This is a genomic window from Mycobacterium sp. IS-1742 (genome assembly GCF_001500125.1).
GTDB lineage: Bacteria > Actinomycetota > Actinomycetes > Mycobacteriales > Mycobacteriaceae > Mycobacterium.
The window spans coordinates 13788-27109 of sequence record NZ_LQIV01000001.1; the positions used below are offsets into that span (position 1 = coordinate 13788).

Sequence of the window (13322 nt, forward strand, 5' to 3'; positions counted from 1 at the left end):
CGCGATGAAGCTGATCTCGCCGACCGATTCGATGTTCTTGCTCGTCGAGTCGAGGGAGCATCCGATGCATGTCGGCGGGCTGCAGTTGTTCGAACCCCCGGACGGCGCCTCGGGGGCGGAGTTCCTGCGTGAGATCCACCAGGCGATGGTGGAGCAGACCGACTTCCAGGAGACGTTCCGCAAGCATCCGGGCACGGTGCTCGGCGGCGTCGCCAACCTCGCCTGGGCCGTCGACGACGAGGTCGATCTCGATTACCACCTGCGCCGGTCGGCGCTGCCCACGCCGGGGCGGGTGCGTGAACTGCTGGAGTTGACGTCGCGGCTGCACGGTGGGCTGCTCGACCGGCACCGTCCGCTGTGGGAGGCGCACCTGGTCGAAGGGCTCAGCGACGGACGCTTCGCGGTGTACGTCAAGTTCCACCACGCACTCATCGACGGGGTGTCGGCGCTCAAGCTGACCCAGCGCACGCTGTCGACCGATCCCGACGACACCGAGGTGCGGGTGCCGTGGAACCTGCCGCCGAGGCGGCGCACCCGTGAACCGGAGTCGAAGTCACTGCTGCGCAGCGTCACCGACCGCGTGGGTTTGGTTGCCGCCCTTGCTCCCTCGACACTCGGGCTGGCGCGCGCGGCGTTGCTCGAACAACAGCTGCAGTTGCCGTTCGGTGCGCCGAAGACGATGTTCAACGTGCCCATCGGCGGGGCGCGCCGGGTGGCGGCACAGTCCTGGCCGCTGGAACGCATCCGCTCGGTCAAGCGGGCCACCGGCGCGACGGTCAACGACGTCATCCTCGCGATGTGCGCCGGCGCCCTGCGGTTCTACCTCATCGAGCAGAACGCACTGCCGGACGCTCCGCTCATCGCGATGGTGCCGGTGAGCCTGCGCACCGAGGACGAGGCCGACGCGGGTGGGAACATGACCGGCGTCGTGCTGTGCAACCTGGCCACCGACGACGATGATCCGGCCCGCCGCCTCGACACCATCAGCCTGTCGATGCGCCGCAACAAGCAGGTGTTCTCCCAGTTGCCGCGCACGCAGCAGTTGGCGCTGTCCGCGTCGATGATCGCGCCCCTCGGGCTGGGCGCGGTACCGGGATTCGTCTCGACCGCTCCCCCGCCGTTCAACATCGTGATCTCGAACGTGCCGGGCAACCAGGTGCCGATGTACTGGCGCGGCGCCCGCCTCGACGGGAACTATCCCTTCTCGATCGCCCTCGACGGCCAGGCGCTCAACATCACGATGGCCAACAACGGCGACAACCTCGACTTCGGGCTGGTCGGCGCCCGCGGCAGCGTGCCCCACCTGCAGCGACTGCTCGGTCACCTGGAGGATTCGCTCAAGGAACTCGAGCGCGCGGTCGGGGTGTGACGGCTCGGGTCAGGGCGCGTCGGGCCGCAGCAGCGCGATCGAGGCGGCGACCGCTTCCTCGGTGATGTCGCTCATGCGGCCGCCGTCCTCGACGGTGATGGCGGTCAGTTCGCGCAGACCGCCGAGCAGCATGACGACGCGGGGACGCGACACGGGCCCGATGCCCGCGGACCGGAATTCGTCGGTGCCGCCCAGCGCCTGCACCATGTCGATGAAGTTCTCGGTCACCTCGCGCTGGAGGTCGCGGGCCGCCGCGCCGAGGGCGGGCAGGTCGCGGGTGGCGCTCAACATCAGCGCCGAACGCGACTCCGCCGAGGAGATCCACGCCTCGATGGCCTGGCGCACCTGAGCCTGCCACGGCGAGTTCGGGTCGACGGCCGCGGAGATCTGCTGGACCTGGCCGGCGTAGGCCTCGGCGAGCAGGCCCAGGAAGCAGGCCTCGCGACTGTCGAAGTGTTCGTAGAACGTGCGCCGCGAGGTGCGGGCGCGCCGCACGATGTCGGCGACGGTGGTCTTGCCGTACCCGTCCTCGGCGATCGACTCCTCGAGCGCGTCGAGGAGCCGCTGGCGGAAGTTGTTCTTGTCCTCCACCGCGCTCGGGGCCTCGCTTGTCACGGTCATATCAGCGAGCATCGTACGGCGGCGCCGGAGAAGACATGGGATGAAACCCCGTCATGGTGGCCAGGGCCGGGATCGAACCGGCGACCTTCCGCTTTTCAGGCGGACGCTCGTACCAACTGAGCTACCTGGCCGGAAGGCACCGGCTCGTCGCCAACCTCGATGCCTCGCCGTGATGGCGACCCTGACGGGACTCGAACCCGCGACCTCCGCCGTGACAGGGCGGCGCGCTAACCAACTGCGCCACAGGGCCTTACTGTGTGACTCCGAACCGATCGGTCACGTGTACCCCCTACGGGATTCGAACCCGCGCTACCGCCTTGAAAGGGCGGCGTCCTAGGCCGCTAGACGAAGGGGGCCAAGCCGAATCTCTCCGGGGTACTCGCAACGTTTCCGTTGGGAGCTTCGATAGCTTAGGACACCGGTAGCTCAAACCCAAAACCAGGGTCGGCAGCCGACGCAGTATTGTGGTGCACCGCGCCCCTATAGCTCAGTTGGTAGAGCTACGGACTTTTAATCCGCAGGTCCCAGGTTCGAGCCCTGGTGGGGGCACCACATGCGGCCTCACCGGTCGGTGAGCACCTGCATCGCCGCGTTGTATCCCGGCACGAACGTGATCCCCGGCCCGCCGTGGCAGCCCGCACTGCCCAGATACAGTCCGTCGATCGGAATGGGCTGATCCACATATCCTTTCGGTCCCGGGCGGTTGGGACCGATCTGGTCGGGGTGGATGAGGCCGTGGCAGTAGTCGCCGCCCGGAGCGCCGAACATCGTGCCCATGTGCTTGGGCGTGAAGGTCGTGTGCCGGATGATCAGATCCTCGAAGCCCGGCGCCAGTCTGCTGATCTTGTCGATCACGCGACGCCCCATCTCGGCCTTCATCTCGCCGTAGCTCGACGGTTGGCCGGGGCCGGCGATCGGAAACCACAGGGAGAAGGCCGACGCGGCGTGCCGGCCTGCGGGCGCGAGCCCCGGATCGTTCACCGACGGGATCTGCAGGGCGATCGACGGATCCGCGGGCACGATGCCCCGCCGGCAGTCCTCCCACTGCTGCTGCAGTTCCTCGGGGGTGCTGAAGATCCCGATGTTGGACTGCATGGCCGGATCGTTGAGCAGTTCGTAGGGCGCCGCGAACTCCGGGACACCGTCCAGCGCGAAGTGCATCTGCAGGTAGCTCCCGCGGTGGTCGATGCGTGCGAACCGCTCCCGCACCTCCGCGGGCAGCGCGGTGGGATCGAGCAACCCGTTGACCGTCAGATCCGGTGCGACCGCCGACACGACGACGGGCGCGGCGATCGTCGACGCGTCGTCGAGGCGCACACCGGCGACGCGGCCGCCGGCGACGAGGATCTCGGCCACCGGCGAGCGCAGTCTCAACTCGCCCCCGGTGGACTCGAACTGCTCCCGCAGGTGCTCGGTCAGCGCCCCGATGCCGCCCCGCAGTTTCTTGACCAGCAGCGCGTTCTCGTCGGGAACGGCGAACCCGTACGCCAGCGCGGCGGCGGTGCCGGGGGTCTGCGGGCCCCGGTAGGTGGTGTTGACCGCCAGCAGCGACAACATCCCCCGCAGCGCGCCGTGCTTCTCGCGGTCGGGCAAGTACCGGTCGAGCACGTCGGTGACCGAGGCGAACAGCAGGTCGGTGATCGTCGACCGCTCGAACTCGTTCGTCGCGCAGGCGTACATCTCGTCGATCGACTTCGGTGGCGCGCCGGCCTCGAACCGGCCCAGCGCGCGCGTCGGCGCCTGACACCACGCCAGCAGCCCGGCCATGCCGTTCACCGCGTCCGCGCCGTGTACCTCGTTGAGGTGGGTCAGCAGTCTCATCGGGTCGGTGTAGTAGACGACGGGCTCGTCGCCGACGCCGCGCAGCGACACCGACATCACGTCGAGGTCCACGGTCGGCAGGGTGTCGAGGCCCAGCTCCCGGCTCACCGTCGCCGATGTCGGGATCTGCACGGAGCCGGCGATCTCGAACCGGAAACCCTCGAAAAGCTCGACGGTGGAGGCCATTCCGCCGGCGTAGAGCTTGGCGTCCAGGCACAGGGTGCGCAGCCCGGCGCGCTGCAGCAGGGTCGCCGCGGTCAGCCCGTTGTGCCCCGCGCCGACGACGATCGCGTCGAAGTCCGCCATCGACCGAGGCTGACACGTCACCTCAAGTTTTGTCAATATTGACAAAACTGCGGTCAGCCGAGGCCGACCCCGCCCGCCACGGTGTCCAGCGCCTCGCGGGTCAGCCGCGCCAATTCGGGCAGCGACCGGTCGCCGCCGAGCATCCAGACCTCCATCGCGCCGAACACCGCGGCCGCGATGCAGCGGGCGGTGACCGTGATCCGCATCCGCGCATCGCTGCCGGGTTCGGGCGCGTCGTCGCGGGTGAGGTGCTCTTCGATCGCATCGGCGAATTCGGTCTCGACCTGGCGGATGTGGCGCGAGACGCGGCCCGGATCGAGCTCCTGGGAGCGCAGCATCGCGATCTTGGGCAGCGCCGCATCGTCGTACGGCGAGGCCATGATCGCCGCATGCACGGCCTCGATGAGCGTCTGGTCGGCCGACCGCTTCGCCAGGGCCGTGCGGAACCACTGCAGGCCCGCGTCGTAGTCGGCGAACAACAGATCGTGCTTCGAGGCGAAGTGGCGGTAGAACGTCCGCAGCGACACCCCGGCGTCCGCCGCGATCTGCTCGGCCGAGGTCTCCTCCACACCCTGGGCGAGAAACCTCACCAGCGCCGCCTGCCGCAGCGCCTCGCGGGTGCGCTCGCTGCGGGCGGTCTGGGCGGGCCGAACCATGCACGCAAGGTACCGCACCCAAGTTATGTCAATATTGACAAAACTTTGGACGGTCACGAGACTCCCGTTATGGTCTCGCTCCTCCTCCACGGGATTCTCGGCCTGGTCGTCGTCGGCGTCCTCATCCGAACCAATCCGCAGATCTACGCACGCCTGCCTGCCGGCGCACAGGTCTCCGCGCTCGAAGCCTTCTACTACGTCGTCGGCATCGCCTCGATCGCGCTCGGCTACTACTTCAACAACCAGTACGTCGAGCAGTACGCGCCGTCGGACGGTCTGCACAACTTCATCTGGGGCCCGGGCAGCTGGTCGGAATTCATCATGCTCGGCTACGACAACCCGGCGGCCAGTTCGGCCAGCCAGGACTACACGATCATGAGCGTGCTCATCTTCCCGGTCTGGGTGATCGTCGACGGCCGCAGGCGCGGCGTGAACCACGCCTGGCTCTTCATCGGCTTCATCCTGTTCGCCAGTTCGGCGTCGGCCTGGGCGTTCTACCTGGCCGCCGTCGAACGCCAGCGCAGACAGCAGAAGGCAAGGGTCGCAGTCGAATCCGCGGTGTGACGCGCCGTCCAGGCGATCAGACCCTGGGGCTGTAGTGCATCGGGCTGTCGCGGTACTCGACCGGCGGCAGGTTCCTGGCCGGCGTGTGCACCAGCGGGTGGTCGGCGGGCAGCCGGCCGGCTTCGCGGTCCCACCCCGAGCGGGCGCGCGGATGGTAGCGCCTGCGCCCGGGCAGCAGTTTGAACGTCAGATTGACGGCACGGCCGAACAGTCGGTGCAGCCGCTCGTCCCGCCGGGACCAGCTGTAGCCCATCAACTCCCGCACCGGCGGGTCGTACAGGCCGACGGTCACCCACACCGCGAACGGTCCGAGCACCTTGAGGTTCAGCTTCCACATCCAGTTCGGAATCCACTGCAGCGACGGGTGTTTCGGCATCGTCGACAGGTCCAGGACTTCGCGGGCCGCCCAGTTGTTCTCCAGTACGTTGCGGCACATGTGGTCCCAGTACTGCTGGAACTCCTCCCACGTCTTCGGCACCGGGCGCATGCTCATCCCGTACATCCGGTACCAGGTGATGTGCTCGTCGAACAGCTGGCGCTTCTCGGCTTCGGTGAGGCCGTCGCCGAAGCGCTCGGCGGTGAGGATCGTGCCCATGAAGAACGTGGAGTGCGCCCAGTAGAAGACGTCGGGATTCAACGCGCTGTAGCGGCGGCCCTGATCGTCGACGCCCTTGATGCCGATGTGGTAGTCGCGCACCTCGGCCCCGGTCTGCGGGGCTCGGTCGCCGTCGAACACCACCCCGCCGATCGGGTACAGCGAGCGCAGCAGGCGCGGCATCCGTTCGAGGAAGAAGATGGAGTGCTCCTGCACGGCGGCGCCGAGTTGGGGGTGCATGTTCTGCATCGAGCCCGCCCACGGGCCCTGGAGCAGGCCGCGCCAGTCGCCGAACAGCTTCCACGTCAGCGAGTCCGGCCCCAGCGGCGGCGGCCCGTCGTAGCCGCCCGACGTCACCGGACATCCACTGGCCACAGGGGCGGAATCGCTGGCCGCTACGGGTACCTCGGAAGTATCTTGACTCACTGGTGCACTTTCCTGTCGGCGTCAGTGACACAAATTGACTACGTACGTTGTCACGAGAGCTTAGGAGCCATGTGTCTTCCGGTCAACGACGCGGGCGCTGGTCCGGGGTCCCCCTCCAGGACCGCCAGGCGTTGCGCCGCGACGAACTGATCGCCGCCGGCGTCAAACTGCTCGGCGGTGCGGGCGGGCCCGCGCTGACCGTGCGCGCGGTGTGCCGGGAAGCCGGTCTGACCGAGCGCTACTTCTACGAGAGCTTCGTCGACCGCGACGAGTTCGTCCGCGCCGCCTACGACGACGTCTGCACCCGCGCGATGTCGGCCCTGCTCAACGCCGAGACACCGCGCGACGCCGTCGAGCGCTTCGTCGCGCTGATGGTCGACGACCCGACCCGCGGCCGGGTGCTCCTGCTCGCGCCCGCATCCGAACCCGTGCTCACCCAGTCCGGCGCGGAGTGGATGCCCAACTTCATCGAACTGGTCCAGCGCAAGCTCACCCGTATCACCGACCCCGCCGTCCAGGCGATGGCCGCCACCGGACTGATCGGCGCGCTGACCGCGTTGTTCACCGCCTATCTGGACGGCCGACTGGGCGCCACCCGCGAACAGTTCATCGACTACTGCGTCGACATGCTGCTCAGCCGGGTCACCAGCCACTGACCCCGCGAGCGTGGCGGGCTCCGATCGCGGGTACTCCGCACGGACGCCGCACCGCCTGGGACACGCGGATCCCGCAGGCCGAACGGACGCCCCGTGACCCACGTGACACTCGCCGAACGGAACTTGATGTCACTCGGGTACACACATATGTTGAGTGCAACCAACAGGTACAGATAACTCCCCCACGAGCTCTGCACCGCGAGGAGGACGAGCACCGATGCACGAGAACCTGACCGACCTGCACCTGCTGCACGAGCTGGAGCCGGTCGTCGAGAAGCTGCTCAACCGGCACCTGACCATGCGCAAGGACTGGAACCCGCACGACTTCATCCCGTGGTCGGACGGCAAGAACTACTACGCGCTGGGCGGTCAGGACTGGGATCCCGAGCAGTCGAAGCTCTCCGAGGTCGCCCAGACCGCGATGGTGCAGAACCTCCTCACCGAGGACAACCTGCCGTCCTATCACCGCGAGATCGCGATGAACATGAGCATGGACGGGGCGTGGGGGCAGTGGGTCAACCGCTGGACGGCCGAGGAGAACCGGCACGGCATCGCGCTGCGGGACTACCTCGTCGTCACCCGCGCAGTCGATCCCGTCCAGCTCGAGGAACTGCGCGTCGAGCAGATGACCCGCGGCTTCTCCCCCGGCCAGAACCAGCAGGGCGAGCTGTTCGCCGAGAGCCTGTTCGACTCGGTCATCTACGTGACGTTCCAGGAGCTCGCCACCCGCGTCTCGCACCGCAACACCGGTAAGGCCTGTCAGGACCCGGTCGCCGATCAGCTGCTGCAGCGGGTGTCGGCCGACGAGAACCTGCACATGATCTTCTACCGCGACGTGTCCGAGGCGGGCTTCGACATCGCACCGGACCAGGCCATGCACTCGCTGCACCGCGTGCTGCGCAACTTCAAGATGCCCGGCTACACCGTGCCGGAGTTCCGGCGCAAGGCCGTGATCATCGCCGTCGGCGGTGTCTACGATCCGCGGATCCACCTCGACGACGTGGTGATGCCGGTGCTCAAGAAGTGGCGCATCTTCGAGCGCGAGGACTTCAGCGGTGAGGCCGCCCGCATGCGCGACGACCTCGGCGTGCTGGTCGAGGAGCTCCAGGAGGCCTGCGACAAGTTCGAGACCGCCAAGCAGAAGCGCCTCGAGCGCGAAGCCAAGATGGCCGAGAAGAGGGCCGGTAAGGTGCTCGCGTCATCAGCGTCGTAAGTCCCGCGCGCACTGCGCTGCGGATCGGCTCCATCGAGCTGTCCAGCCCGGTGGTGCTGGCCCCGATGGCCGGCGTGACCAACGTCGCCTTCCGCACGCTGTGCCGTGAGCTCGAGGTGGCCAGGGCGGGCACCGTCAGCGGCCTGTACGTCTGCGAGATGGTCACCGCACGCGCACTCGTCGAACGCCACCCGGTCACCATGCACATGACCGCGTTCGCCCCTGACGAGTCGCCGCGATCGCTGCAGCTCTACACCGTCGACCCGGCCACCACCTACGCCGCGGCGAAGATGATCGTCGACGACGGGATGGCCGACCACATCGACATGAACTTCGGCTGCCCGGTGCCCAAGGTGACCAAGCGTGGCGGCGGCGCCGCGCTGCCCTACAAGCGCAGACTCTTCGGCCAGATCGTCGCCGCGGCGGTCCGCGCCACCGAGGGCACCGACATCCCCGTCACGGTGAAGTTCCGGATCGGCATCGACGACGCCCACCACACCCACCTCGACGCCGGGCGCATCGCCGCCGAGGAAGGGGCGGCCGCCGTCGCGCTGCACGCCCGCACCGCGGCGCAGCGCTACTCGGGCACCGCCGACTGGGACCAGATCGCCGCCCTCAAGGCACACGTCAGCTCCGTCCCGGTGCTCGGCAACGGCGACATCTTCGACGCCGACGATGCGCTGGCGATGATGGCCGCGACCGGCTGCGACGGGGTGGTGATCGGGCGCGGCTGCCTGGGCCGCCCCTGGCTGTTCGCCGAACTGTCCGCCAGGTTCACCGGCCGCCCGCTGCCCGTGCCGCCCGCTCTCGGCGAGGTCGCCGACATCATCCGCAGGCACGGCGAACTGCTCACCGACCACTTCGGCGAGGACAAGGCGATGCGCGACATCCGCAAGCACGTCGCGTGGTACTTGCACGGATTCCCCGCCGGATCGGATCTGCGCCGGGCGCTCGCGTTGGTCAAGACGCGCGCCGAGCTGTCCGAGCTGCTCGACCGTCTCGATCCCGACGTGCCCTTCCCGCCCGCCGCGACGGGCCCGCGCGGTCGTCAAGGCTCGGCCGCGTCGGTGTCCCTGCCGGAGGGTTGGCTGGCCGACCCGGACGACTGCACGGTGCCCGCGGGTGCGGACGTCATGCACTCCGGAGGCTGACCAGTAGCGATACCGAGACGTTCTCGAGACGTTCGCCGGCTGGATGCCTCACAGGAACGCTCGTTACGATGTGGTTCTCGCTGCAGCCCGGCTCCGGTGGCGGAGTTCTCGATGCGCTGCTACAAGACAGTGAGCACTGCGCGCGTTCTCGGCGCGCACCACGCGAAGTCGGAGGCCGGTTGGAGATGAGTGACGGCGACAGCCACGGGGCTGATGCCACTCCCGACCCTCGGCGTCCCCGCGAACCGGAATCCGACTGGGACAACGAATGGCTTACCCGATCCAGCCGGCGATCGGCGGGTGCCGCGCCGTGGGAACGCAGTGAACCCCTCCGACGCGCGCAACCCGAACCGGAAGCGGACGTCGACGCCCCCGACGGGACGGACGAGACCGACGAATCGGGAGAGCCGAGCGGCAGCCACACCGCGGGTGCGGTCACCGTCGCCGACCTGATCGCCAAACTCAACGGCGACGGCGCGGCCCCGGCGGAGATCACGCCGAAGCGCAGGCGCGCGGAGCCCGACCCGGAGCCCGAACCCGAACCGCCCGCCCCGGAAACCGAGGTCATCGAGGCGATCCGCGAACCCGTCCGCGAGGCGGCCGACCCGGACCGCCAGGACACCGAGATCATCCCCGCGGCGACCGGCGCGTACGCCGACAACCTGCCCGTCCTGGCCGCGGATCCGCGTGACCGCGTGCCGCCGTACCGCATCGGCGACGGCGGGGCGGGCGGGGCCGAAGACGAACCGCACCGACGCCGCCGGATCATCCTGGCCGGACGCTCGGCGGCCGCGCTGCTCGCGGTGCTGGCACTGGTTCTCACCGGCGGCGCCTGGCAGTGGCAGTCGTCGAAGAACAGCCTGATGAACCGGGTGTCGGCGCTGGACCAGGACAGCCGCGACATCGTCGATCCGAACGCCCAGTTCGGTGACGAGAACTTCCTGATCGTCGGCGTGGACAGCCGCATCGGCGACAACAGCGGCATGGGCGCGGGCACCACCGACGACGCCGCCGGGGCCAGGTCGGACACCGTGATGCTGGTCAACATCCCGGCCAACCGGAAACGCGTCGTGGCGGTGTCCTTCCCCCGTGACCTGTCCATCGATCCGATGGAATGCGAACCCTGGAACCCGGAGACGGGCGCCTACGGCCCGATCGAGGACCCGGAGTCGCCGATGTACGGGCAGGAAACGGTCTACACCGAGTACAAGCTCAATTCGGCGTACGCGGTCGGCGGGCCGAAGTGTCTGGTCAAGGTCGTGCAGAAGCTCTCCGGTCTGTCGGTGAACCGCTTCATGGCCGTCGACTTCGCCGGGTTCTCCAAGATGGTCGACGCGCTCGGCGGTGTCGAGGTGTGCAGCACCGAACCGTTGGAGGACTACGAACTCGGCACCGTGCTGCCGGTCGCCGGCCGCCAGATGGTCGACGGGCACACCGCGCTCAACTACGTGCGCGCGCGCCAGGTCACCACCGAGATCAACGGCGACTACGGCCGCATCAAGCGCCAACAACGGTTCCTGTCGTCGCTGCTGCGTTCGCTGATCTCCAAGGAAGTGTTCTTCTCGCTGTCCAAGCTCAACAACGTGGTCAACATGTTCATCGACGACAGCTACGTCGACAACATCGACACCCGCGACCTGGTGACACTGGGCCAGTCGATCCAGGGGGTCACCGCGGGACGGATCAGCTTCGTCACCGTGCCGACCACCGGCTACGCGGACGAGTACGGCAACGAGACCCCCCGCACCGACGACATGCGCGCGCTGTTCACCGCGATCATCAACGACGACCCGCTGCCCGGGGAGAAGAACGCGGACAACACCCCGGTGCCGGGCACCCCGGAGTCGACGACGGCGGATCCGGAGGCCGAGACCGCCGGATCCGACTCACAACCGAACGCCGAACTGGTCAACGCCGTCGCCACCGAACCGCAGGACGTCACGGTGCAGGTGTCGAATTCGACCGGGCAGACCGGACTCGGCGCGACGACCGCCGAAGCGCTCCAGCAATACGGGTTCAACGTCACGACACCCGACGACTATCCGAGCGCGATGACCGCGACGACGGTCTTCTTTTCCCCTGGCAACGAGCAGGCGGCGGCCACGGTCGCGTCGTCGTTCGCCAACCCCACCATCGAGCGGGTCGGCGGGATGGGCGACATCGTCCAGGTGGTGCTCGGCAGCGATTTCGACACCGTCGCCGCCCCCACGCCCAGCGGCTCGCCCGTTCAGGTGAACGTGTTACACGACACCGGCAGCACACCGGCTCCCCTGCCCGAGGATCTCAACGTCACCAACGCCGCCGACACCAGCTGCGAATAGCCCCGCCCCGAAGCGTTTGGGCAGGTGGCATTCACCGTCAGTTCACCCGTGGCTCCGTGACGACGCCCGCTGTGACCTCTAGTCTGGACACATGCGAACCGCGTACCACGAGCAACTAGGGGCCCTCACCGATCAACTCGGTGAGATGTGCGGCCTGGCCGGCGGAGCGATGGAGCGCGCGACACAGGCACTGCTGCAGGCCGATCTGGTCCTGGCCGAACAGGTCATCTCCGACCACGATCAGATCGCCACGATGAGTGCACGCGCCGAGGAGGCGGCGTTCGTGCTGCTGGCGCTGCAGGCTCCCGTCGCAGGCGATCTGCGCGCCGTGGTCAGTTCCATCCAGATCGTCGCCGACGTGGACCGGATGGGCGCGTTGGCCCTCCACGTCGCCAAGATCGCGCGGCGCCGTCATCCGCAGCACGTGCTGCCCGAAGAGGTCAACGGCTATTTCGCCGAGATGGGACGCGTCGCGGTCGAACTCGGCAACGCAGCCCAAGAGGTGCTGGAGACACGCGATCCCGAGAAGGCGGCCCGCATCCAGGAGGAAGACGATGCGATGGACGATCTGCACCGTCACCTGTTCACGGTCCTGATGGACCGGGAGTGGAAGCACGGCGTGACCGCGGCCGTCGACGTGACGCTGCTGAGCCGGTTCTACGAGCGCTTCGCCGACCACGCCGTCGAGGTGGCGCGCCGGGTCATCTTCCAGGTGACCGGCGCCTACCCGACCGAAGAGGTCATCCCGACGCCGCGCTAGTCCGGCACCCCGAGCAGACACAGAATCGCCCTGAATCCTCTCGATTCAGGGCGATTCTGTGTCTGGTCGTGGAACGGAGGTCAGCCGAAGCGGCCGGAGATGTAATCCTCGGTGGCCTTCTGCCGCGGGTTGGAGAAGATCTTCTCGGTGTCGTCGATCTCGATGAGCCGGCCGGGCTTACCGGTCGCCTCGAGGTTGAAGAACGCCGTCTGATCGCTCACCCGCGCCGCCTGCTGCATGTTGTGGGTGACGATGACGATGGTGAAATCCTGTTTGAGCTCCGCGATGAGGTCCTCGATCGCCAGCGTCGAGATCGGGTCGAGCGCGGAACACGGCTCATCCATCAGCAGCACGTCGGGCTGCACGGCGATGGCCCGGGCGATGCACAGCCGCTGCTGCTGACCGCCCGACAGCCCGCCGCCCGGTTTGTCGAGGCGGTCCTTGACCTCGGTCCACAGGTTCGCGCCCCGCAGGGAGCGCTCGGCGACCTCGTCGAGGGTCTTGCGGTTGCGCACACCCTGCAGCTTGAGCCCGGCCACCACATTGTCGCGAATCGACATGGTGGGGAACGGATTCGGGCGCTGGAACACCATGCCGATGGTCTTGCGCACGCCCACCGGGTCGACGCCTGCGCCGTAGATGTCCTCGCCGTCGAGCAGCACCGAACCCTTCACGTACGCACCGGGAATGACCTCGTGCATGCGGTTCAGCGTGCGCAGCACCGTGGACTTGCCGCAGCCCGACGGACCGATGAACGCGGTGACGCTGCGCGGGGGCACCGACATCGAGACGTCGGCGACCGCGTGGAACGCGCCGTAGAAGATGTTGACGTCCTTGAGGTCCAGACGCTTGGCCATGGTGGT

At 68.1% G+C, this 13322-nt stretch carries 12 protein-coding genes and 4 tRNA genes; 8 read left to right on the top strand and 8 right to left on the bottom strand.

What is annotated here, in order from left to right:
• Positions 1-4 precede the first annotated feature (4 nt).
• Entirely contained in the window at positions 5-1369 is a 1365-nt protein-coding gene (locus tag AU196_RS00085; RefSeq protein ID WP_059093060.1) for a WS/DGAT/MGAT family O-acyltransferase, read from the top strand.
• A 9-nt stretch (positions 1370-1378) separates the two neighbouring features.
• Here the strand turns inward: AU196_RS00085 and AU196_RS00090 are convergent, their stop codons facing one another.
• From AU196_RS00090 to AU196_RS00105, 4 genes are all read right to left on the bottom strand, one after another.
• Positions 1379-1990: a TetR/AcrR family transcriptional regulator gene (locus AU196_RS00090; RefSeq protein ID WP_059093061.1), complete on the bottom strand. Its 612-nt coding sequence runs from the start codon at positions 1988-1990 to the stop codon at positions 1379-1381.
• A gap of 54 nt (positions 1991-2044) precedes the next feature.
• Positions 2045-2121: transfer RNA gene (locus AU196_RS00095), tRNA-Phe, on the bottom strand.
• A 42-nt stretch (positions 2122-2163) separates the two neighbouring features.
• Positions 2164-2240: transfer RNA gene (locus AU196_RS00100), tRNA-Asp, on the bottom strand.
• Between the two features lie 33 nt (positions 2241-2273).
• Positions 2274-2346, bottom strand: a tRNA-Glu gene (locus AU196_RS00105).
• Positions 2347-2466: 120 nt separating this feature from the next.
• Between AU196_RS00105 and AU196_RS00110 the strand changes: the two genes are divergently transcribed.
• Positions 2467-2542 (top strand) — tRNA-Lys (locus AU196_RS00110).
• Between the two features lie 9 nt (positions 2543-2551).
• Here the strand turns inward: AU196_RS00110 and AU196_RS00115 are convergent.
• Positions 2552-4117 carry a phytoene desaturase family protein gene (locus AU196_RS00115; protein WP_059093062.1) on the bottom strand — a complete coding sequence of 522 codons (1566 nt, stop codon included), beginning with the start codon at positions 4115-4117 and terminating at the stop codon, positions 2552-2554.
• 53 nt (positions 4118-4170) lie between these two features.
• Complete coding sequence (locus AU196_RS00120) at positions 4171-4773, bottom strand: TetR/AcrR family transcriptional regulator (protein WP_059093063.1); 603 nt, start codon at positions 4771-4773, stop codon at positions 4171-4173.
• 69 nt (positions 4774-4842) lie between these two features.
• On the opposite strand from AU196_RS00120, the gene AU196_RS00125 reads away from it, so the two are divergent.
• Positions 4843-5337, top strand: coding sequence for a DUF2834 domain-containing protein (locus AU196_RS00125; protein ID WP_059093064.1), 495 nt, complete (start codon positions 4843-4845; stop codon positions 5335-5337).
• A gap of 16 nt (positions 5338-5353) precedes the next feature.
• Here AU196_RS00125 and AU196_RS00130 read toward each other — a convergent pair whose 3' ends face one another.
• On the bottom strand, positions 5354-6358 hold the full coding sequence (locus tag AU196_RS00130) for an oxygenase MpaB family protein (protein WP_157545891.1): 1005 nt from the start codon (positions 6356-6358) through the stop codon (positions 5354-5356).
• 71 nt (positions 6359-6429) lie between these two features.
• Here AU196_RS00130 and AU196_RS00135 point away from each other — a divergent pair, with 71 nt between their 5' ends.
• The 5 genes from AU196_RS00135 (at position 6430) to phoU (ending at position 12459) form a co-directional block, all read left to right on the top strand.
• Complete coding sequence (locus AU196_RS00135; RefSeq protein WP_059093066.1) at positions 6430-7014, top strand: TetR/AcrR family transcriptional regulator; 585 nt, start codon at positions 6430-6432, stop codon at positions 7012-7014.
• 217 nt (positions 7015-7231) lie between these two features.
• Positions 7232-8227: an acyl-ACP desaturase gene (locus tag AU196_RS00140; RefSeq protein ID WP_059093067.1), complete on the top strand. Its 996-nt coding sequence runs from the start codon at positions 7232-7234 to the stop codon at positions 8225-8227.
• Positions 8215-9378 carry a tRNA dihydrouridine synthase DusB gene (gene dusB / locus AU196_RS00145; protein ID WP_286140972.1) on the top strand — a complete coding sequence of 388 codons (1164 nt, stop codon included), beginning with the start codon at positions 8215-8217 and terminating at the stop codon, positions 9376-9378. The genes AU196_RS00140 and dusB overlap by 13 nt, the downstream gene beginning before the upstream one ends.
• 185 nt (positions 9379-9563) lie before the next feature.
• On the top strand, positions 9564-11699 hold the full coding sequence (locus AU196_RS00150) for an LCP family protein (protein WP_059093068.1): 2136 nt from the start codon (positions 9564-9566) through the stop codon (positions 11697-11699).
• A 91-nt stretch (positions 11700-11790) separates the two neighbouring features.
• Positions 11791-12459 carry a phosphate signaling complex protein PhoU gene (gene phoU, locus AU196_RS00155; protein ID WP_011561891.1) on the top strand — a complete coding sequence of 223 codons (669 nt, stop codon included), beginning with the start codon at positions 11791-11793 and terminating at the stop codon, positions 12457-12459.
• Between the two features lie 80 nt (positions 12460-12539).
• Here phoU and pstB read toward each other — a convergent pair whose 3' ends face one another.
• The gene (gene pstB, locus AU196_RS00160) at positions 12540-13316 is read right to left on the bottom strand and encodes a phosphate ABC transporter ATP-binding protein PstB (RefSeq protein ID WP_059093069.1); all 777 of its coding nucleotides are present in this window, start codon (positions 13314-13316) and stop codon (positions 12540-12542) included.
• Positions 13317-13322 lie beyond the last annotated feature (6 nt).

Bases quoted from the DNA above. Each gene is read 5' to 3' on its own strand.
- AU196_RS00085 (WP_059093060.1), top strand. From the start codon at position 5: ATGAAGCTGATCTCGCCGACCGATTCGATGTTCTTGCTCGTCGAGTCG.
- AU196_RS00090 (WP_059093061.1), bottom strand. From the start codon at position 1,990: ATGACCGTGACAAGCGAGGCCCCGAGCGCGGTGGAGGACAAGAACAAC.
- AU196_RS00115 (WP_059093062.1), bottom strand. From the start codon at position 4,117: ATGGCGGACTTCGACGCGATCGTCGTCGGCGCGGGGCACAACGGGCTG.
- AU196_RS00120 (WP_059093063.1), bottom strand. From the start codon at position 4,773: ATGGTTCGGCCCGCCCAGACCGCCCGCAGCGAGCGCACCCGCGAGGCG.
- AU196_RS00125 (WP_059093064.1), top strand. From the start codon at position 4,843: ATGGTCTCGCTCCTCCTCCACGGGATTCTCGGCCTGGTCGTCGTCGGC.
- AU196_RS00140 (WP_059093067.1), top strand. From the start codon at position 7,232: ATGCACGAGAACCTGACCGACCTGCACCTGCTGCACGAGCTGGAGCCG.
- AU196_RS00150 (WP_059093068.1), top strand. From the start codon at position 9,564: ATGAGTGACGGCGACAGCCACGGGGCTGATGCCACTCCCGACCCTCGG.
- phoU (WP_011561891.1), top strand. From the start codon at position 11,791: ATGCGAACCGCGTACCACGAGCAACTAGGGGCCCTCACCGATCAACTC.
- pstB (WP_059093069.1), bottom strand. From the start codon at position 13,316: ATGGCCAAGCGTCTGGACCTCAAGGACGTCAACATCTTCTACGGCGCG.